General features: G+C 66.9%; 22 protein-coding genes. 10 read left to right on the plus strand and 12 right to left on the minus strand.

Annotated features, from left to right (window positions below):
* The first annotated feature begins 30 nt into the window (after nucleotides 1-30).
* Together ACQI46_RS05300 and ACQI46_RS05305 are read left to right on the plus strand one after the other, a co-directional pair.
* Nucleotides 31-1,515, plus strand: a complete 1,485-nt coding sequence (locus tag ACQI46_RS05300; protein WP_427092929.1) for a sodium:solute symporter family transporter — start codon at nucleotides 31-33, stop codon at nucleotides 1,513-1,515.
* A 59-nt stretch (nucleotides 1,516-1,574) separates the two neighbouring features.
* The gene (locus tag ACQI46_RS05305; RefSeq protein WP_427092930.1) at nucleotides 1,575-2,264 is read left to right on the plus strand and encodes a TetR/AcrR family transcriptional regulator; all 690 of its coding nucleotides are present in this window, start codon (nucleotides 1,575-1,577) and stop codon (nucleotides 2,262-2,264) included.
* On the opposite strand, the gene ACQI46_RS05310 is transcribed toward ACQI46_RS05305, so the two are convergent.
* Complete coding sequence (locus ACQI46_RS05310; protein ID WP_427092931.1) at nucleotides 2,208-3,866, minus strand: cation:proton antiporter; 1,659 nt, start codon at nucleotides 3,864-3,866, stop codon at nucleotides 2,208-2,210. The two genes, ACQI46_RS05305 and ACQI46_RS05310, sit on opposite strands and share 57 nt — an antisense overlap.
* A 68-nt stretch (nucleotides 3,867-3,934) precedes the next feature.
* Here ACQI46_RS05310 and ACQI46_RS05315 point away from each other — a divergent pair, with 68 nt between their 5' ends.
* Both ACQI46_RS05315 and ACQI46_RS05320 read left to right on the plus strand, forming a co-directional pair.
* Nucleotides 3,935-4,708: an enoyl-CoA hydratase/isomerase family protein gene (locus ACQI46_RS05315; protein ID WP_427092932.1), complete on the plus strand. Its 774-nt coding sequence runs from the start codon at nucleotides 3,935-3,937 to the stop codon at nucleotides 4,706-4,708.
* A gap of 57 nt (nucleotides 4,709-4,765) precedes the next feature.
* Entirely contained in the window at nucleotides 4,766-5,137 is a 372-nt protein-coding gene (locus ACQI46_RS05320; RefSeq protein WP_427092933.1) for a hypothetical protein, read from the plus strand.
* On the opposite strand, the gene ACQI46_RS05325 is transcribed toward ACQI46_RS05320, so the two are convergent.
* Nucleotides 5,134-7,131 carry a phosphotransferase gene (locus ACQI46_RS05325; RefSeq protein ID WP_427092934.1) on the minus strand — a complete coding sequence of 666 codons (1,998 nt, stop codon included), beginning with the start codon at nucleotides 7,129-7,131 and terminating at the stop codon, nucleotides 5,134-5,136. The two genes, ACQI46_RS05320 and ACQI46_RS05325, sit on opposite strands and share 4 nt — an antisense overlap.
* Nucleotides 7,132-7,238: 107 nt before the next feature.
* Between ACQI46_RS05325 and ACQI46_RS05330 the strand changes: the two genes are divergently transcribed.
* The 4 genes from ACQI46_RS05330 to ACQI46_RS05345 are packed head-to-tail and all read left to right on the plus strand — an operon-like array spanning nucleotide 7,239 to nucleotide 9,460.
* On the plus strand, nucleotides 7,239-7,529 hold the full coding sequence (locus ACQI46_RS05330) for an ArsR/SmtB family transcription factor (RefSeq protein ID WP_427092935.1): 291 nt from the start codon (nucleotides 7,239-7,241) through the stop codon (nucleotides 7,527-7,529).
* The gene (locus tag ACQI46_RS05335) at nucleotides 7,526-7,921 is read left to right on the plus strand and encodes a VOC family protein (protein WP_427092936.1); all 396 of its coding nucleotides are present in this window, start codon (nucleotides 7,526-7,528) and stop codon (nucleotides 7,919-7,921) included. The genes ACQI46_RS05330 and ACQI46_RS05335 overlap by 4 nt, the downstream gene beginning before the upstream one ends.
* Before the next feature lie 29 nt (nucleotides 7,922-7,950).
* Nucleotides 7,951-8,940, plus strand: a complete 990-nt coding sequence (locus tag ACQI46_RS05340; protein ID WP_427092937.1) for an NAD-dependent epimerase/dehydratase family protein — start codon at nucleotides 7,951-7,953, stop codon at nucleotides 8,938-8,940.
* Between the two features lie 40 nt (nucleotides 8,941-8,980).
* Complete coding sequence (locus ACQI46_RS05345) at nucleotides 8,981-9,460, plus strand: SRPBCC family protein (protein WP_427092938.1); 480 nt, start codon at nucleotides 8,981-8,983, stop codon at nucleotides 9,458-9,460.
* A gap of 6 nt (nucleotides 9,461-9,466) precedes the next feature.
* On the opposite strand, the gene ACQI46_RS05350 is transcribed toward ACQI46_RS05345, so the two are convergent.
* The 5 genes from ACQI46_RS05350 to ACQI46_RS05370 form a co-directional block, all read right to left on the minus strand.
* Complete coding sequence (locus tag ACQI46_RS05350) at nucleotides 9,467-9,802, minus strand: hypothetical protein (protein WP_427092939.1); 336 nt, start codon at nucleotides 9,800-9,802, stop codon at nucleotides 9,467-9,469.
* 18 nt (nucleotides 9,803-9,820) lie between these two features.
* Nucleotides 9,821-10,213: a hypothetical protein gene (locus ACQI46_RS05355; RefSeq protein ID WP_427092940.1), complete on the minus strand. Its 393-nt coding sequence runs from the start codon at nucleotides 10,211-10,213 to the stop codon at nucleotides 9,821-9,823.
* A gap of 245 nt (nucleotides 10,214-10,458) precedes the next feature.
* Nucleotides 10,459-11,040: a hypothetical protein gene (locus tag ACQI46_RS05360; RefSeq protein ID WP_427092941.1), complete on the minus strand. Its 582-nt coding sequence runs from the start codon at nucleotides 11,038-11,040 to the stop codon at nucleotides 10,459-10,461.
* A gap of 20 nt (nucleotides 11,041-11,060) precedes the next feature.
* Complete coding sequence (locus tag ACQI46_RS05365; protein ID WP_427092942.1) at nucleotides 11,061-12,209, minus strand: zinc-dependent alcohol dehydrogenase; 1,149 nt, start codon at nucleotides 12,207-12,209, stop codon at nucleotides 11,061-11,063.
* Nucleotides 12,210-12,302: 93 nt separating this feature from the next.
* Entirely contained in the window at nucleotides 12,303-13,214 is a 912-nt protein-coding gene (locus tag ACQI46_RS05370; protein ID WP_427092943.1) for a manganese catalase family protein, read from the minus strand.
* Between the two features lie 143 nt (nucleotides 13,215-13,357).
* Here ACQI46_RS05370 and ACQI46_RS05375 point away from each other — a divergent pair, with 143 nt between their 5' ends.
* On the plus strand, nucleotides 13,358-13,903 hold the full coding sequence (locus ACQI46_RS05375) for a GAF domain-containing protein (protein ID WP_427092944.1): 546 nt from the start codon (nucleotides 13,358-13,360) through the stop codon (nucleotides 13,901-13,903).
* Here the strand turns inward: ACQI46_RS05375 and ACQI46_RS05380 are convergent.
* From ACQI46_RS05380 to ACQI46_RS05400, 5 genes are all read right to left on the minus strand, one after another.
* The gene (locus ACQI46_RS05380; protein ID WP_427092945.1) at nucleotides 13,896-14,342 is read right to left on the minus strand and encodes a DoxX family protein; all 447 of its coding nucleotides are present in this window, start codon (nucleotides 14,340-14,342) and stop codon (nucleotides 13,896-13,898) included. The two genes, ACQI46_RS05375 and ACQI46_RS05380, sit on opposite strands and share 8 nt — an antisense overlap.
* Before the next feature lie 60 nt (nucleotides 14,343-14,402).
* Entirely contained in the window at nucleotides 14,403-15,239 is an 837-nt protein-coding gene (locus tag ACQI46_RS05385) for an alpha/beta fold hydrolase (protein WP_427092946.1), read from the minus strand.
* A 67-nt stretch (nucleotides 15,240-15,306) separates the two neighbouring features.
* Nucleotides 15,307-16,179 (minus strand): thioesterase family protein, encoded by an 873-nt coding sequence (locus tag ACQI46_RS05390; protein ID WP_427092947.1) that lies wholly within the window; start codon nucleotides 16,177-16,179, stop codon nucleotides 15,307-15,309.
* Nucleotides 16,124-16,825, minus strand: coding sequence for an SDR family NAD(P)-dependent oxidoreductase (locus tag ACQI46_RS05395; RefSeq protein WP_427092948.1), 702 nt, complete (start codon nucleotides 16,823-16,825; stop codon nucleotides 16,124-16,126). The genes ACQI46_RS05390 and ACQI46_RS05395 overlap by 56 nt, the downstream gene beginning before the upstream one ends.
* A 53-nt stretch (nucleotides 16,826-16,878) precedes the next feature.
* Complete coding sequence (locus ACQI46_RS05400) at nucleotides 16,879-17,358, minus strand: TspO/MBR family protein (RefSeq protein ID WP_427092949.1); 480 nt, start codon at nucleotides 17,356-17,358, stop codon at nucleotides 16,879-16,881.
* A gap of 185 nt (nucleotides 17,359-17,543) precedes the next feature.
* Here ACQI46_RS05400 and ACQI46_RS05405 point away from each other — a divergent pair, with 185 nt between their 5' ends.
* The gene (locus ACQI46_RS05405; RefSeq protein WP_427093190.1) at nucleotides 17,544-19,004 is read left to right on the plus strand and encodes an MFS transporter; all 1,461 of its coding nucleotides are present in this window, start codon (nucleotides 17,544-17,546) and stop codon (nucleotides 19,002-19,004) included.

The raw sequence follows: 19,004 nt of genomic DNA on the forward strand, positions 1-19,004 counted from the left end.
TCTCCCCTTCGACCTCTGCGGAGTTTCGCCATGATCATCACCGGCGTAGCCATCTTCCTCGTCATCCTCACCGTGAGCGGCCTGATCTCGATGCGCCGTGTTCGCGGGGACACCACCAACTACCTCGTCGCGGGGCGCACGTTGCCGGCCGCGCTGGTCGCCGCGGTCCTGGTCTCGCAGGCCGTCGACTCCAACGCCACCATCGGCAACGCGGATCTGTCGGCCGCCTTCGGCTTCTGGGCCGGCGCCGCTCTGCCCATCGGACTGGCCTTGTGTCTGCTGCTGATGGGGCTGTTCTTCGCCAAGCGGCTACGCGCCGCCCATGTCGTGACGCTGCCCGAGTACTTCCGTAAGCGCTTCGGCCGCGGAATCGAGGTCACGTCCTCTTTCCTGACCGTGGGCAGCTTCGCGATCCTGTTGGCCGGCAACCTCGTGGCACTGGGCTTCCTGCTGCAGCGCTTCGTCGGCGTCTCCTACGCCACCGGAATCCTGGTCACCGTCCCCCTGGCCCTGCTGTACACCATCACCGGTGGAATGTTCGCGAGTGTCTACACCGGCGTCGTACAGGTCGCCATCAACCTGGTCGGGGTGATCGCCCTGGTCGCATGGGTGGCGACCACGCACGGATTCACCTCCGTCGACGGCATGGGCGTGACGAACCTGTCGCAGCTGACCTCCAGCGATTCCGGCGCGGTGATCAACTGGGCCACCATCATCGCTCTGGGCCTGGGCAACCTGGTCGCGATCGACCTGATGCAGCGGGTGTTCTCCGCGCGCACCCCACATGCGGCCCAGCGCGCCTGCTTCACCGCGGCCGCCGGCATCCTGGTGTTCTGCATACCGCTGTCGTTCGTGGCGCTGGCCGCGGTCGGCATCGTCGGTGACGCGGCCGCCGACGGACCGATCCTGTTCACGCTGCTGGGCAACTACGCACCGGCCTGGCTGGCGATCGTCGTGATCTCCGGTTTGCTCGCCGCGACCCTCACCACTGTCAGCGGGATCCTGCTCTCCACCGCGACGGTGCTGGTGCGCAACGTGTTCCGAGTCGACCACGCCGCCGACGTGATGACCCCGCGGATCCTGCTGGTCACCCGGTGGACGACGTTGCCGATCGCGGCGCTGGCGGCTGTTGTGGCGCTGCGCGTTCCGCAGACCGGCATCCTGCTCACCCTGGCCTTCGACCTGCTGCTGGCCAGCCTGGTGGTGCCGTTCATCCTCGGGTTGTACTGGTCGCGCGGCGGTGCGGCAGCAGCGGCTGCGGCCATCGTCGTCGGCATCGGCGTGCGACTGACGTTCTTCGTGCTCACGCCCACGATCTACGGCGTGGACAACACATTGCTCTATGTGGCCAACGACTTCGTGTCCAGCACGGTCGACGGCTGGAGCACCTTCGCCGCCGGTGCCGCGTCACTGCTGGCCTACGTCGTGGTCGCATTGGTGACGCCGAAACCGGCCACCGAACCGTTGCCGGCGACAGACGCTACGGCGTCAGACCTCGTCCCGGCCCGACCCTGACGAAGCGGAGTCCCGTCGTGGTGGCGCACGTGTCCGAACCTGCGTGGCAGGATCGACACGTGCGCACCCCGACGAGCGGTCGCCCTCGACTGGAGCGCCGAAAGCGTCCGGGCGCCACCGCACGCGACGAAGTGCTCGACGCGGCAGCCGAACTGTTCACCACCCTCGGGGTGGCGGCGACGTCGACACGTCAGATCGCCGAAGCCGTCGGCATCCGACAAGCCTCCCTGTACCACCACTTCCGCACCAAGGACGACATTCTCGCCGCCTTGCTCACCGGAACGGTCCGCTCGTCGTTGGCGGCGGCGCAGCGGCTGCGCGTGCGGCCCGAACCGCCTGCGGTCCTGCTGCACGCGCTGACGTTGCTGGACTGCAGGCTGCTCTGGGACAGCCCCTGGAATCTCGGCATCCTCTACCTGCTCCCCGAGGTGCGAACCCCACGGTTCGACGAATTCCAGCGGCAGCGAAGCGAACTGCGCACCGAGTATCGGGAGCTGGCACATCGTGTCGTGGCCGACCTCGGCCCCCCACCCGCTGAGGCCCTCGACGTGACGTCCGACCCGGACGTGGTGTTTCGCCTCGTCGAGACGCTGCCGAACCTGCGGGCCGACGGGCTCGGGACCGCCGATCAACCCCGACGCACGGCTGACCTCGCGGTCCACGCGCTGGGCTGGCGGGGCGACTGGGCAGCGTTACGGACCGCGTCCGACGCTGTCATCCTCGACGGAGTCGCCGCCGCCCCGGACTGACCCGTCAGGGTCATCGGTCTGGTTTGCCTCGACTCGCCCCACCTGATCGGCGAGTTCCAGGCCCGCGCCGGCATAGACGTTGAACGCGATGTCGACGCCGTTGTCCCGGGCCCACTGCACCTCGTCGTCGTAGCGGGCCACGGAGGCGACCGTGCCGCTGAAGCCGGACTCACGCAGACAATCCAGGGCGCGGACATTGGCGCCGTGGTGCGGCATGGCCAGCACCGCCATCCGCACCGAATCGGAGCGGCGCAGCCGATGCCAGAAATCCAGATCGGTGGCGTCTCCCTCCACCACCCGGAGCCCGTTGTCGGCGTGGCGCCGGATCAAGGCCCCGTCGTAGTCGACGCCGACCACCCGCAGCCCGTAGTACTCGGTCAGTCGTTGGTACGCAGCCGATCCCACCCGGCCCATGCCGATCACCACCACCTCGGCGTCGCCGGCGTCGACGGGACGCTCCTCGGGTTGCAGATGCTGTTCGTCCTGAGCCGGTAACCGCGCCGCGATCTTCTCGACCATCAGGTGACTGCGGCCGTTGACCAGTGCTGCGGCCACGAAGCTCAACGCCACCGCGATCGACATCTCGACCAGCCAGGCCTCGGCCAACAGACCGACCGAGACGCCCACCGAAACCACGATCAGACCGAACTCGGAGTAGTTCATCAAGCTCAGCGCGGCCAGGATCGCCGTGCGGTACCGCAGCCGCATCATCGACAGCAGCCCGACGTACCAGATGGCCTTGAACGGCAACAGCAGCAGCATCAGCACCGCGACGGTGATCGTCGGTACGTCGGGCAGTCCGGTCAGGCCGATCGACACGAAGAAGCCGACCAACAGCAGCTCTTTGATGTGGAACAGCGAGCGGGCGAGTTCGGCTGACGCCGGGTGCGAGGCCAGCAGCACGCCGACGATCAGGGCACCGAGGTCACCTTTGAGCCCGACGGCCGAGAACAGCGCGTAGCCGGGGACCAGCGCCATCACGATGCCGAACAACGACTGCATCTCACCGTGGCCCAACCGGTTCCAGATCCTGCGCACGATCCGCGTGAACGGCCACAGACCCACCAGTGCCAGTGCCCACGGGCTGGGCAGGTGGCCGCCGGTGGCGGTCAGGAACACCACCGCGACGATGTCCTGCATCACCAGGATGCCGATGGCGATGCGGCCGTAGAGCGCATGGGATTCGCCGCGTTCCTCGAGCAGTTTGACCACGAACACCGTGCTCGAGAACGACAGTGCGAAGGCGAGCAGGGCGATGGTCTGCACGCTCTGACCGGTCAGCATGGACAGCCCCGCCACCGCCGCGAGCCACAGCGCGCAGCCGCCGAGAACCACACTGATCACCAGGTGCGCCGACGTGGTCAGCCACACCTCGCGGCGGAGTAGGAAACGGACGTCGAGTTTCAGGCCGATCGCGAAAAGGAGCAGGGTGACACCCAGGTCCGCCAGTACATCCAGCTGCGGCATCTCCTCGACATTGATGGCGTTGAGGACGAAGCCGGCGGCCAGGAACCCGACCAGCGGAGGCAAGCGCAACGCCAGGGCGATGCCGCCCAGCCCGAACGTGATGACCAGGTAAATCGCGACGACGGTCGCTGTCACTGTGCCTCCCCGTTCGCCTCGGCCCCCAGGGCGTCATTATGCGCGCTGCCCCTCACTACAGTGCAGCCATGAGCCTCGTGAACTATGAGTGCAAAGAGCACATCGCCACGATCACCCTCAATCGCCCGGAGGCTCGCAACGCCATCAACGGTGCCGTGCGGCAGGAATTGAACGCTGCTTGGGAGCGCTTCCGGGACGACGAGGACGCGTGGGTCGGCATCCTGACGGCCAACGGCAGCGTGTTCTGCGCCGGTGGCGACCTGCGCGACGGCGAAGGCGTCGTCGGCACGTTCGGCGGGACCTTCTGGGAGAAGCCGACCATCAACAGCTTCGAAAGCGGCATGGAGTTGTTCAAGCCGACCATCGCGGCCGTGCAGGGCCCGTGCATCGGCTATGGACTGACCGGGGTGTTGTTCTGTGACTTCGTGATCGCCAGTACCGAGGCGACGTTCTCGTTTCCGGAGGTGACGCTGGGCACGCCGACGATCGTCGGCGCGATCCGCCTGCCCCACCGTGTCGGGTGGGCCAACGCGATGGAGCTGCTGCTGACCGGCAAACCGATGAGCGCCGAACGCGCCAAGGAGGTGGGCCTGGTGTGGAAGCTCGTCGAGCCCGACGACCTGCAGGCCGCCGCGTGGCAGTGGGCCACGACGCTCACCAAAGCCGCTCCCCTGGCCCAACGCGCGACCAAGGAGGTCGCGTGGCGGACCGCGGACATGGGCTGGATCGAATCGGTCCGATTCGGGGAGACGATGCGCAAGGTCGTCGGGACGACCGAGGATGTCGGTGAGGGGATTCGGGCGTGGCAGGAGAAGCGCGAACCGCAATGGCGGGGCCGCTGACCGCGCGACTTCCCCGCAATCCACCCGAACCGCCCACCGGTGAGGCATCGTGCGGATATGGCCAACCAGAAGATCCCCAACCCCAAAGACATCACCGCCGCGGCGCAGGCGGCCGTCGAGGCGGCACAATCGGCGGCCAACACCGCGATGCGCATCCCTCCGGCGTCGATGCAGCTGGCCGCCGAGTTGCCTGATTTGATCGAGAATCTCGCGACGGCCACCGAACGCCTCAACGCGGCGATCGACCGGGCCGAACGCTACTTCGCCCTGGCCGATCCGATGGTCCGCACCATGGATGCGCTGCTGCCGCAGCTGGAGGCGCTCGTCGCCACCGGCAACGAGGTCTTCAAGGCTGCGACGTCGATGCCGGGGATGTCCACGTTGGGGCGGCTGGCGGGCCGCGGCACGCCACCGCCGCCGGAGAGCTAGACCCCCTGGCTGCGGTTCCACTCCATCCAGCCGACTCCGGTGCGGCCGTCGGCGGTGGTCACCGTGCCCCATGCCCGCGGGAACCGGCTGAGCCGACCGTCGGGTGAGGTCAACAGCACCGGCGCATGGCCGCGGACTTCGAACGTGGCGGTGAAATCGCCCGGGGAACAGGTTAATTGCGCACGCTGAGGAAGCTCTCCGTCGAACGTGGACTGCGGTGTGACCTTCTGCAGCTCCACGAGCGGTTGGCCCGCAGACTGCAGATAGCCGACGGCCAGCGCGGGAATGCCCGGAATCTGGATCTCGACCCCGTGCTCGCGGGTGCCGTCGTCGAGGTGCAGTGCACTCCACACCCAGTCCATCGACCACCAGTCGCGTGCCGCCCAGGAGTGGTCCCGCTGCCCGACGACGTCGCTGATGTCGAACCGTTTTCCGTCCACAGCGACGAAACCCGAGACGTTGCAGGCGATTTCGTAGCGCGGCGATACGCGGTACTGATAGGGCGTGCCGACGGTGTGCCACGTCAGATCCATCGTCGCCTCCACGGGACGCCCCGCTCCCCCGCGCAGCAAGTCGGCAGGATCGTCGAACGCCTGTCCGCGCCCGGTGACGGTGACCCGGAACGTCTGCAGCGGCTCTGCCACCTCGAACGTCACCTCGAGATCGTCGGTGCGCGTGCGGGTGTGGTCGGCAGGCAGGGGCGCCTCGAAGTCCAGAAGCGCGACAGTCGGCATGTCCGGGCCGCACAGCAGCGCGTTGATCCATGCGTGCCCTTGATTCGGGATCAAGCCGAGGCGGATCCAGCCGCCGAGGTTCTGGGCGGCGTCGACGAAATCGAAATACCAGCTCTCGCTCCACAACGCCTCGTCGGACGGCTCGTGGCGTCCCTCGTCCTGCGCGGTCGGCTGCAGCGGCTCGGGAGTCGACGGTTGCGGCAGGATCGCCAGTGCGTCGGTGTCGAGCACCTGCTGGCAATGACGTTCCAGCATCGCCATGAACATGTCGTCGCCGCGGTCGGTGCGCTCGACGAGCATCGACGACACGATCGACATCACGACACCGAAGAACGTCTGGCGTCGCACCCCCTCGCGGACATCGTCGAGCGTGACGCCGGAATCGGGCCCCAACGCCTGGTGGTAGGCCGCGAGCAGGGATTCGTACTGCTCGCGGCGATCTTCGACGCGCAGAGCGCAGCCGAGGAAGTACGCGACGTCGCTGAAGGCCGGCCCCCACGTGACGGTCTGCCAGTCCAGCACGGTCAGCGGCTGGTCGGACCCGTCGGTGCCGAACAACATGTTGTCCAGACGGAAGTCGCCGTGGATCAGTCCCCGGGGAGCGTCGGCCTCGTCCTGCGCGGCCATGTACGCGTCGAACACCTCGATGAAGCGCTCACACACCGTGCGGTGCTCGGGGGCGACCCTGTCCTGGTATCGGTCGATGAACCCGGCGTAGAGCGCGCTGATCAGATCCTGGTTGACCGGCGACTCGCGGTTGATCCAGTCGGCCCCCTCCAACGAGTCGTTGCCCAGCAGCCGGCCGTGGATGACGCCCAGCTGGGTCAAGGCCAGGCGCGCCTGATCCGGGCTGGCGCCACGGATTTCGTCTCCGGCCACGGCCGGGGCGGCATCGGAGAGCACCAGGTCGAACGCGGCGCTGTCGGCGTCATAGGCGGCGTGGTAGCAGTGCGCCACGGGGCCGTCGAGGCCCGGGGCGATGTCGGTGTAGAAGCGGACTTCGCGTTCGTAGAGTCCCATCGATGCACCGGTCTGGCGGCTGGCGCCGTCGGCCGCGGCGATCTTCAGCACCACCGACTGCGGACCGCTCTCGCCCTCGGCATAACGCAGCGCCACCCGGTAGCACTCACTCATCTGGCCGGTGCCGATGCGATCGACGGTGTAGTCCGACACTGTGCCCTGACCGATCACTGCGCTGAGCCACTGCGCGCTCAGATCGTCGACACGCTCGATGAGATGGGGACGTAGAGAAGAAGACACCCGGCCAACGTATAGCAACGCCGTCCCCGCCCGAGCGCGATCGGAGAAAAATTTGACGCCCGTCAACACATAGACAGGCAAGTAGCTACTTGCCTATAGTTTCCGGAGTGGGTGACGTCTACAAGGCGCTGGCGGATCCCACCCGGCGCACCATCCTCGACGAGCTGAGCGAACGCGACGGGCAGACCCTGTTCGAGATCTGCACCCGTCTGTCGACCAAGCACGGCCTGGGGTCATCGCGGCAGGCGATCTCCCAGCATCTCGACGTGCTTGCCGACGCCGGCCTCATCGAGACCCGGCGCTCCGGCCGCTACAAATTCCATCACCTCAACACCGCACCCTTGGAGCAGATCGTGCAGCGATGGCTCCTTCCTCACGATCCGGAGACACCGACATGAGAATCGGCCTCACCAGCATCCTCGTCGACGACCAGGACAAAGCCCTCGCCTTCTACACCGAGGTGCTGGGGTTCACGCTGAAATACGACGTCCCGATGGGGCAGCACCGGTGGATCACCGTGGTGTCCCCCGACGCCCCGGACGGCACCGAACTGGTCCTGGAACCCGACGAACATCCCGCCGCCCGCGCGTTCAAGGACGCGTTGGTCGCCGACGGCATCCCGTACACCGCGTTCATGGTCGACGACGTCGCCGCCGAGTACCGGCGACTGCAGGCAATGGGCGTGCAGTTCACCCAGCCGCCGACCGAGATGGGCCCGGTGACCACGGCGGTGCTCGACGACACCTGCGGGAACCTGATCCAGATCCAGCATCACCACGCGGCGGGGTGAGGCGCAGCGAAACGGGGTATGGAGCGACCGTGAAAGTACTGATCACCGGGGGCACAGGATTCGTCGGCGCATGGACCGCCAAGGCCGCACAGGACGCCGGGCACCACGTCCGGTTCCTGGTGCGCAACGCCGGACGCCTGGAGGCCAGCGCAGGAGACCTCGGCGTCGACATCAGTGACCACGTGATCGGCGACATTGCCGATGCGTCGTCGACGAAGACCGCACTCGACGGCTGTGAAGCTGTCATCCATTGTGCGGCAATGGTTTCCACAGACCCCGCCCGGGCCGATGAGATGCTGTACACGAATCTCGAGGGGGCGCGCAACGTCCTGGGCGGCGCGGTGGCGGCCGGACTGGACCCGATCGTGCACGTCTCGAGTTTCACCGCGCTGTTCCGTCCCGACCTCGAGACACTGCACGCCGACCTGCCGGTTGTCGGCGGCAGCGACGGGTACGGACGGTCCAAGGCCGCTGTCGAGGCGTATGCGCGCGGCCTGCAGGACGCCGGCGCCCCGGTGACGATCACCTACCCCGGCATGGTCCTCGGCCCGCCCGCCGGCGAACAGTTCGGCGAGGCCGCCGAAGGGGTCGAGGCGTCGGTGAAGATGCGCGGCGTCCCCGGGCGCAGTGCCGCGTGGATCGTCATCGACGTCCGCGACCTGGCCGAGCTGCACGTCGCCCTGCTCGAACCCGGCCGCGGCCCGCGTCGGTACATGGCCGGCGGACAACGGGTTTCGGTCGACGAGCTGGCCAGAACCATCGGCGCGGCCGCCGGCCACACCCTGTGGCCCATCCCGGTGCCCGATGTCGCACTGCGCAGCGCCGGTCGGTTGATGGACGTCATCGGCGGCCATCTGCCGTTCGACACCCCCATCGACTCCGCCGCGATGCAGTACTACACGCAGATGCCTGCCTCCGACGACTCGCCGAGCCGGCGCGACCTCGGAATCACGCAGCGCGACCCGGCCGAGACCATCGCCGACACCGTCGAAGGGCTGCGGCGCGTCGGCCGCCTCTGACAGGTTTCGGCCTCCACCACCGCGGGTAAGGGGACTGTCGATGACGACTGAACCCGAGGAAATCCACAGCTCACTGGTCGTGGAGCGCGACACGTCCGCACCCCGCCAGCGGGTCTGGGACGTGATCGCCGACGGCTGGACCTACTCACAGTGGGTGGTCGGAAACAGCCGGATGCGCGCCGTCGACCCCGAGTGGCCGAACCCCGGCAGCACCATCCACCACTCCATCGGGGTGTGGCCGGCGGTGATCAACGACAGCACGCTTGTCGAGTCTTGCACTCCTGGAAGCGAACTCGTCCTGATCGCCAACGGCAGACCGTTCGGGAAAGCCCGCATCACCCTACGGCTGCACGACCTCCCCGACGGTGGCTGCCGCATCGAGATGTCGGAGATCCCGATCACGCCGCCGATGAGTTGGCTACCGCGGTCCGCGTCGTTGGCTGTGGCGTTCCCCCGCAACCGCGAAACCACCTGGCGTCTGGCGGCGATGGCCGAGCGCCGCCCCGACGCCCCGGTCTGATCCCGCTCAGGGCAGGCCCCGGTTCGGCGTCTGGTTGGCCACGCCGTGGCGCAACGGGGTGTTGGCCTGCGCGGCAGTCGATTCCTGCACCGGTGACCCACCGGGTGTGGACTGCACCCCCGGCGCGCGCCGTGGGTCCCCACCGGACGGTTCGGCACCGCCCTCCAGTTCACGCAGTCGCGCCTCGAGGATCTCGAGCACCGGGACGCGTGCCGCGTGCCCCGCTTCGTGCGTGAGCACGGTGGTCAACTGTTCCTCGGTCAACGACCGGATCCGGTGCTGCAGATTGCCGATCGAGAGCTGGTCATAGTCCGGAATCGGCAGTTCTTGCGGATCTGTCATGCCATCGCCTGCTTTCTGCTATTCGACTACCTGGTAGAAGGATTCGCCGTCCTCGGGTGTGCCGCCGACCTGACCGTGGTGTTCACCAGGATCTTCGGGGGGCGTGTCGGAACCGGCGATCGCCACGTCGGAATCGACGGGGGCGTCCGCGCCGTCGCGGGGGTCGACGGACTCGGCGGTGACGTCGGGCTCCTCCTCGGCGAGGCGTTGGTCGAGCGTTTCGCCCTGACGTTCCTCCTCCGAGGACATGCCGTACTTGTCTGCGCCGGTCCAACCTTCGGGCGGGTCGACGACCTCGTCGCCGTCGGCGTTCCTCATGTCGTCGGAATCGGTCGATTCCATGGGGCTCAGCATGTCCTCGGCGCCGCCCAGGTCGTTGGCAGTGGTGCCGCTGGCATCATCGGTGCTCATGATGTTCTCTCCTTCTTTGCGACGAGCTCAGGGGGCGGTCTCAGTAGGAAGCGATAGCCGTCGCGGGCGGGACTGAAACCCGGGCGTAACCGAGGCCACTGCGGGTACCCGGCTGACTCGACGAAAGGTGAACCATGAGCCATCCCGATCAAGATCCCGATGCCGATCCCGAGATGAAGACCTCGGGCACCGACCAGCCCGATCAGGCCGAGGGTGAGGACGACGAGACGACGGCCTGATCGCGTTCATCGGCGACGGATGCGCCCGACCCCGAGGGCGACACCCGCCAGCAGCACCCACGGTGCGAAGACGATCACCGGATCCATCCATGTGTGCTTGACGTCGGTGCGTCCCCGCCCCATCCGTGAGCGCACGCCGCCCCGGCTGAGTTCGGCCTTCAGCCCCATCTCCGAGATCGGGTTGTCCGGCCGGCCCTTCACCAGGGCGACTACCCGTTGCTCGGCGACGTCGACCCGATCGGCGTACAACAGAATCAGCCAGTGGGCGGCACGCCCCTCACTGAACCGGCGATAGGCCAGTCGACGGAGCAGTCCCGACAACCCGCGCAGCGGTTGAGCGGTGCCGAATACCGGTGTGAGAAAACGATGTTCGACGGACCGCTCACGTGGCTGCATTTCGGGCTGGCGCTCCGGGAAATCCCAGTGCGCCCCGGAATCCAGGTCCTGCCGGAGCTTCGGAACCGACGGACGGTCGTTGACGTCGAGATCTGCACCCCACCCGGGGATGGTCGCGCGCAATTGCGCGCTGTCGGGCACCGGGGGGCGCATGGCCGTGTAGGCAGGAAGGTTGGCCGAGGGCGTGCTCATGAGAACTTCTCCCGTTCCTCTCAATTCGGGTCGACGACGACGACCGGCTTGATGCAGTCGTCGAGCTTGGCCGAGAACATGTGATAGCCCTCGGCGATCTCGTCGAGCGCAATGTGGTGGGTGACAATGTCGCTGGGTGTCAGATAGCCGTTCTGGATGTGTGTGAGCAGTCTGGGCCATTGACGTTTGACCGGACACTGGTTCATGTTGATGGTCAACCCCTTGTTCAGGGCATCACCGAACTTGACGGCGCTGAACATCGGACCGTAGGCCCCGACCACCGAGACCGTGCCCCCTTTGCGCGCCGAATCGATCGCCCAGTTCAAGGCAATCGGCGAGCCGCCCTGCAGCTTGAGCTTGGCGGACGTGACGTGCATGAGAAGGTTGCCGTCGGCTTCCGCGCCGACCGCGTCGATCACCACATCGGCACCCAGATGGCCGGTCGCCTTCTTCATCTCCACCACGATGTCGTCGCACTCGACGAAGTTGTAGGTCTCGGCATGGGCGAACGACGCCGCTTTCTCCAGGCGGAAATCGAGGTGATCGATCACGATCACCCGGCCGGCGCCCATCAACCAGGCCGACTTCGCGGCGAAGAGACCGACCGGTCCGGCGCCGAACACGATGACGGTGTCGCCTTCGACGATGTCGCCGAGCTGTGCACCGAAATACCCGGTGGGCAGCGCGTCGGTGAGCATCAGCGCATCATCGTCGCCGAGCCAGTCGGGAATCGGCACGGGGCCGACGTCAGCGAACGGCACCCGCACGAACTCGGCCTGTCCGCCGTCGTAGCCGCCGCAGGTGTGTGAGTACCCGTAGATGCCGCCGACCGCGGTCGCGTTGGGGTTGACGTTGTGGCAATTGGAGTACAGCCCTCGCGCACAGAAGTAGCACGATCCACAGAAAATGTTGAAGGGCACCATGACTCGGTCGCCCGGCGCGAGATTCTGTACCGATGGACCGACCTCGTGGACCACGCCGATGAACTCGTGGCCGAAGGTGTGCCCGACCCGGGTGTCGGGCATCATCCCGTGGTACAGATGCAGATCCGAGCCGCAGATCGCCGCCCGCTGCACTCGGACTACCGCGTCGTTGGGATGCTCGATCTTGGGAATGTCCTTCTCTTCGACCCGGATCCTGTACGGGCCGCGGTACGTCATCGCCTTCACTGCAGCTCTCCCTGGTGTGTTCGTGCGTCATCCACCACGGAGCGGGACACCGTGCCGCCCCCAGCCGACGTCCCGCCCCTTCGTGGTGGTTGGTCAGGTTTTGTCGGGGTCGATGGCGTCCTTGAGCTTGCCCATCACACCCTTCTCGGTGCCGAACGCCGGCGGGCGGGGCTCGCCCATCTTGCCGTCGTAGGTCACGTACAGCTTGGGGTCCGGCGGCGGCCCCGACTGCAGGTCACCCAGCGGCTGCGGGTCGGCCAGGAACTTGCCGGTGTGCCGGCCGTCCTTGAGCGGACCGTGCGCCCACCGCCCCTTGTCGGCGTCGGCACCGTCGGACAGATGCCACAGCGTGCTGGCGTGCTCGTCGAACTCCTCGTCGAACAGATCGTTGGGTGCCACGACGCCCTCCAAGCCGTCGGACTGCAGTTCCTCGATCGCTGCCAGCCACATGTTCTGGTGGTAGGTGTCGCGGGCGAGGTTGAACTTGAGCATCGCCTTCACACCGGGGTCATCGGTCATGTGCCACAGCCGCGCGGTCTGCACGCGACCCTGCGCTTCGGCCGCGACATTGGCGTAGAAGTCGGCCAGCAGGTTGCCGGAGGCAACCACATACTTGCCGTTCCACGGTGCGCCCTGGCTGTCCGACAGCGTCGGCGCACCGCCGGAGACGATGGCCTGCTGGGGGTCCATGCCGCCCATGACCGCCGCGACCACAGGGTCGCCGAGTGCGTTCTCGGTGGCGTTGGTGGCCGGCGCGCCTTCCAGCAGCCGGGCGATCATCGTCGCGATCATCTCGACATGGCCGATCTCCTCGGTGGCCACGTCCATGATCAGGTCTTTGTATTTGCCTTTCATCCGACAGTTCCAGCCCTGCATCAGGTACTGCATCGTGACGGTCATCTCGCCGAAGGCCCCACCGAGCAGCTCCTGGAGCTTGCGGGCATATACCGGGTCGGGCTTTTCAGGCTTCACATCGAATTGCATGTAATCGGTATGACGGAACATGAAATCTCCACATCGCAGGCTCGAGAACGGACAGGCCGGCTACAACCGGCGGCATCTGCTCAGCGCGCCGGCAAGTCCGAAGTACCCAGACAGCGAGGGCTAAACCGGAATGGTTCGAGTTTTCTGCTCACGCCGGAAAGTGTTTGAGCGACCCGCGGCAGGGTATCGCCGCCGCGCCCCAGAACTTCGACGAGACGAGACCGATGAACCTGACCTTCACCCCCGTCCGGCAGATCCCTCCACCCGTCGCCGCGGTGACGACAGTCCTTCGCGACGTCGCCCGGGACGGCCTGTCGAACACGCCGCGATCAACCGGCTGCGGTGTCAACCTACTGACCGTCGATGGCCGCCGCATCACCTCTGCCGCCACCGACCCCGTCGCCGAGCGCCTCAATGCCCTCTATGACTCATATCGCGAAAACCCTTGCACCACGGCATGGTTGAACGATCAAGTGGTCGCTGCGGACCTCTCGCGGTCGCAACCCTCGCTGTGGGCGACGTGCGCTCTGGAACTCGGCGTGCGCTCGATCATGGCCACCGCGCTGCGCACCCCGGATCGGCTGCTCGGAACCGTCCTCGTCTACTCGACCGACAGCGACGCCTACCGGGACGACGACCAGGACGTACTACTGATGTTCGCGCGCACGGCGGCACTGCGCATCGATACATGCATGCTGGGAGCTAGTTGACCGGAACGGGCGCGGCTGGGCCCGACGCCGGTTCTGTAACTGTTCGCCGCGAACGGAGGGCGTCGAGCGACCATGCGCCCGCACCGGTGAACACGAGCAGCAGAAACGCGAAGCAGTACAGCGCGGCCGTCTCGCCGTCGTTCTGAATGGGCAACAGGCCGTCAGGTTGGTGGCGCCAGAAGTAGGCGACCGCCATGGTGCCTGATGCCACGAAAGCTGCAGCGCGCGTGAAGATTCCGGACATCACGAGCAGGCCGGTGACCAGGGTGATCAGACCCGCCCACCAGGACGGCCAGGCACCGAACTCGGCGGTTGACCCCCCGCCGGCCGGCCATCCGAACAGTTTGACGGTGCCGTGCAACGCGAACAGGAACCCGAACACCGCACGGAACAGGAACAGACCCGTCGGCTCGAGGGAATGTGCTCTCAGGCTTGCCATGGGTGCACATTAAGCGAGCCGGCCGATCAGCGGGGCGCTACCTTCACTGTGTAAACGTCGCTATGGCAATGTCTTTGACTCGATGAAGTCGAGCAGATCGGTATTGATGATGTCGGCGTGCGTGGTCGGCATGCCGTGCGGAAAACCGTTGTAGGTCTTCAGGATTCCGTTGGGCAGCAACTCCGCGGACAACGGGCCGGACACAGGGTAGGGCACCACCTGGTCGTCGTCGCCGTGCATCACCAGGACCGGCAACTGAATCTTCTTCAGATCTTCGGTGAAATCGGTCTGCGAGAAGGCCACGATCCCGTCGTAATGCGCCTTGGCGCCGCCCGCCATGCCCTGGCGCCACCAGTTTGCGATCACTCCTTCGACCGGCTGCACACCGTCGCGGTTGAACCCGTAGAACGGCCCCTCCGGAACCGCACGGTAGAACGCCGCACGGTTGGTGGCCACCTGGTGCTGGAAGTCGTCGAACACCGCTTTCGGAGTGCCGCCGGGGTTCGCATCGGTCTGCACCATCAGCGGCGGAACCGCCGCGATCAGCACGGCCTTGCTGGCGCGTGACTCACCATGGCGTGCCAGGTAACGCACCACTTCACCGCCACCGGTGGAATGCCCGATATGCACGGCATCCCGCAGATCGAGGTGCTCGACGACGGCGAGTAAGTCATCGGCGTAGTGGTCCATGTCGTGTCCGACAGCCACCTGCTCGGAGCGGCCGTGGCCACGCCGATCGTGGGCCACCACGCGGTAACCACGCTCGAGGAAGAACATGAGTTGGGCGTCCCAGTCGTCAGACGACAACGGCCAACCGTGACTGAACACCAGCGGCCGACCGGTCCCCCAGTCCTTGTAAAAAATCTCGACACCGTCGTCGGTCAGCACAGTGGGCAATGCGAACTCCTCGGTAGGTCCGGCCAAAACCTACCAGCGGGGACGCCGGTGCGCCTGCCGCGCGCTGCTACTCGTAGTTGATGGCCCCTGGTGCGAAGTTGCGGGCCGAGAAGTCGATCTGCGCGGCCGGGTTGGCGATCGCGGTGGTCATCCCCGAACCGAATGCTCCGAGTCGGTCGAACAACGTTGCCGTGCCGACGGCAATCCCGTCGGCGGCGTGGTGGCTGTCGGCCTGGATTCCGATCCACTGGTCGACCGGCAGGCGTGAGAACGCGACGGTCAGATCACCGTTGATGTAACCCACTCCCCCGGTGCCCAGGTTGGTCACCAGACTGGTCGCCTCGGCCACCATCGCCGCCCGCACGAACGCTGAATTCGTTTCGCCGGCAACGACATCGATGCTGTCATTGAAGAACCGCTTCCGGGAGTCGTTCTGATGTTCACCCGGCGAGCGCGTCCACCCGACCTCATCACTTCCGACATACGGCAGGATCGTGCCGTCCGGCTCGGGCGGTGTCGGGAAGCTCTGCGCGTTGGTCCACAGTGCGCCCGGCGGCGCTGTCGAACGCCGGTACCGCACCAGGGTGGCACGGGCCACCAGCGTCCCGCGCTGCACGACGTCGCACTGCGCGCTGCGGATGCGTCGCCCATCGCGCACGACCGTGACCTCGGCGGTGGTGTGCGCGTTGCGCGCTGCACGCAACAGGTCCACCGTCAGCCGGGTGGGCGGAAAGTCCGGGTCCTCACACTCGCGCTCGAGGGCGCGTGCAGCCAATCCAACCACTGCGGGCCCGTTGAGATGGTCGGCGCCCCAGTGACTCTGGGCGTAGGACGTCGGCTGGAACCCGTCGTCGGCGAGAGTGAAATGGGCGGCGTTGTCCACGTCAGGTGTTCCGTCCGCCGTTGACCCCGAGGATCTGGCCGGTGATGTACCCGGCATCCTCGGAGACCAGGAACGCGCACGCGGCGGCGATGTCTTCGGGGCGGCCCATCCGACGGACCGGTGTCGCGTCGATGGTGGCCTGGATGTCACGGAGCAGGCCCCGTCCCTCGGCGTTGCGCAGCATCGGCGTGTCGATGAAGCCGGGCGGGACGGCGTTGACGGTGATCCCGGCCGGACCGTATTCCAGCGCCAGCGACTTCGTCAGCCCGTTGACCGCCGACTTGGCCGCCACATAGTGCGACATGTAGGGCACGCCGGAATGCGTGCTCGACGAGGAGATGTTCACGATGCGCCCCCATCCGGCCTCGATCATGTCGGGCAGCACCGCCTGGACGGTGTGGAACACACCGTTGAGGTTGACGTCGACCACCCGTCGCCATTCGTCGAAGGTGATGTCGCCGAAAGCTTTGAAGCCGTCCAGTCCGGCGGCGTTGACGAGGATTTCGACCGGTCCGAACCGCGCACGGATCGCGTCGAGAGCCTCGTCGAGCTGATCGCGCCGCGTCACGTCGGCGATCTGTCCGAACTCGTCGGGTGCCGGGGAAAGGTCGATCGTGGCGACGCGGTGCCCGTCGGCGCGAAGCCGTTCGGCGACCGCGCGTCCGATGCCCGAGCTGCCGCCGGTCACCACCGCTGTCTTCATCTGTGTCCCTTCCTGATCACAGGAAGGGTCGCACACCGCCGATTCGGAGTCGGTCAGCGGTTGAGCTGCCAGATGCGCGTGGACAGCGCGGTCGCGAACGCGCACCACAACGGGTAGGGCCCCAGCACGGCGCCGGCGACCGGGTTGGCGGCTGCCGCACGCCGCGCCAGGTCGGTGCTGCTGGCCGTCAGCGCCGCGGCGGCCACCGCCGAGGTCGCCAGCCGGCGCCGGTTGAAGAACAGCCAGGACCAGCTGGCGTTGAGCACCAGGTTGGCCGCCAGGGCGCGCTTGTATGCGGTCGCCTTCTCGGTTTCGCCGCGCTCTTCGAAGGTGTCGATCGTGGAGGCCGACACGGCAGCGATGTCGGTGTAGAGGATGGGCCACACGATCGGGAACGCCTGCCGCGGCGGTTGGAAGCCGGGCTTGCGCAGCCGGGCGTACCAGAGTGACTGCGTGTCCTTGCTGGCCAGTCCGCCCACCACCGCGGTAGCCACGGCAGCGATGCCGGTTTTGGCCAGAGTCGACGAGCGCATGCAGAGTCCTTTCCCGTCCTGTCTCGAGTGCGCGGGCGTATCCGCGCACCCCGGTGCCATACCCCGGATGAGCGGTCCGCTCACCTCGCGATTTCCGAGGCTGGACTTTCCGGACGCATAATCGGGCAGAACGCCAAGACAAGCTAACGATCGGAGTGGTAGTGCGCGACACCACGACCACTCGCATCGACGAAGCCCCCACCTCAGGGGTGGGTCGTGGCGGACGCGTGCTGGTCATCGGACTCAGCCTGGTCGTGCTGACGGTCGCGGTGCTGCAGACCGCGGTGGTCCCCGTGCTCGGGGTGATCGCCGATCAGATCGGTACGTCGATGGTCGCGGTGAGCTGGGCGGTGACGGCGAACCTGCTGGCGGCCGCCGCCGCGACGCCGCTGATCGGACGGCTGGCCGACCTGTACCGCAAGAAATGGGTGCTGCTCGTCGTGCTGGTCGTGGTGCTCATCGGTTCGGTGCTGGCCGCCACCACGACCTCACTTCCGCTGCTGATCATCGCCCGAGTGCTGCAGGCCGCATCGTTCGCGCTGTACCCGATCAGCATCGCGATCCTGCGCGAAGAGCTGAGCTCTGACCGGATCGTGTCGGCCATGGCGGTCCTGTCCGGCACCCTCGGATTCGGCGGCGGCACCGGTCTGGTGGTCGTCGGACTGCTGATGGCCGATGGAGCCGACTATCACCGGGTGTTCTGGCTGACGACCGCCTTCACCGTCGTCGTGATCGCGATCGTGATCTTCATCGTGCCCAATCGTGCTCGCACCACACGCGGCTCCATCGACTGGTTGGGTGCGCTCGGTTTGGCGGTCGGGTTGTCAGCCGTGCTGCTCGCGGTGAGCCAGGGCACCACGTGGGGCTGGGATTCGCCGCGCACGCTGGGCAGCCTCGTCGGTGGCCTGGCAGTGCTGGTCGCCTGGTGGCACTGGGAGAAGCGGTGCACACGACCGTTGGTGTCGACCCGCATGCTGTCCCGACGCGCCATGCTGTTCACCAATCTCGCGACCGTCTTCGTCGGAATGGGGTTGTACTTCGCGTTCCTGGGCCTGACCCAGTTCGTGCAGATGTCGCCCGACATCGCCGGCTACGGATTCGGCGCGTCGGTATTGCAGGCCAGCGTCATCTACCTGCTTCCCGGGGCGCTCGCCGGATTCCTGATCGCGTTGATCAGCGGTCGCTTCATCGACCGCTTCGGCGCCCGCCCGGTGCTGATCGTCGCCGCATTCGCCGGCCTGGCCGGTTTCTTGCTGATCGCGTTCGTGCACGCCTCGCCGTGGCAGGTGATCCTGGCCAACGTGCTGGCGAACGCCTACATCAGTCTGGGCTACGGGGCCCTACCCGCGCTGGTGGTCGCCGACAGCGAGGCCGGTGAAACAGGGGTCGCCACCGGTATGAACGCGATCGCCCGCACCGTCGGCAGCTCCACTGCCGCAGCGGTGGTCGCTCTGCTGCTGGGCCGCACGACCGCTGCCGGAACGCCTGCGCAGAGCAGCTTCGTGCTGATCTTCGGCCTCGGCGCGGTCACCGCCGTCTTCGTCATCGGGCTGATCGCGGCATCCAAACCACGGCCGAACGACCAGCGGTCTCCGTCCGAAGAGGCACGCTACGAAACCCAGGCGATGAACCACGAATGGGGCTGA

The sequence above is a fragment of the Mycobacterium sp. SMC-4 genome (assembly GCF_050205565.1).
Taxonomy (GTDB): Bacteria; Actinomycetota; Actinomycetes; order Mycobacteriales; family Mycobacteriaceae; genus Mycobacterium.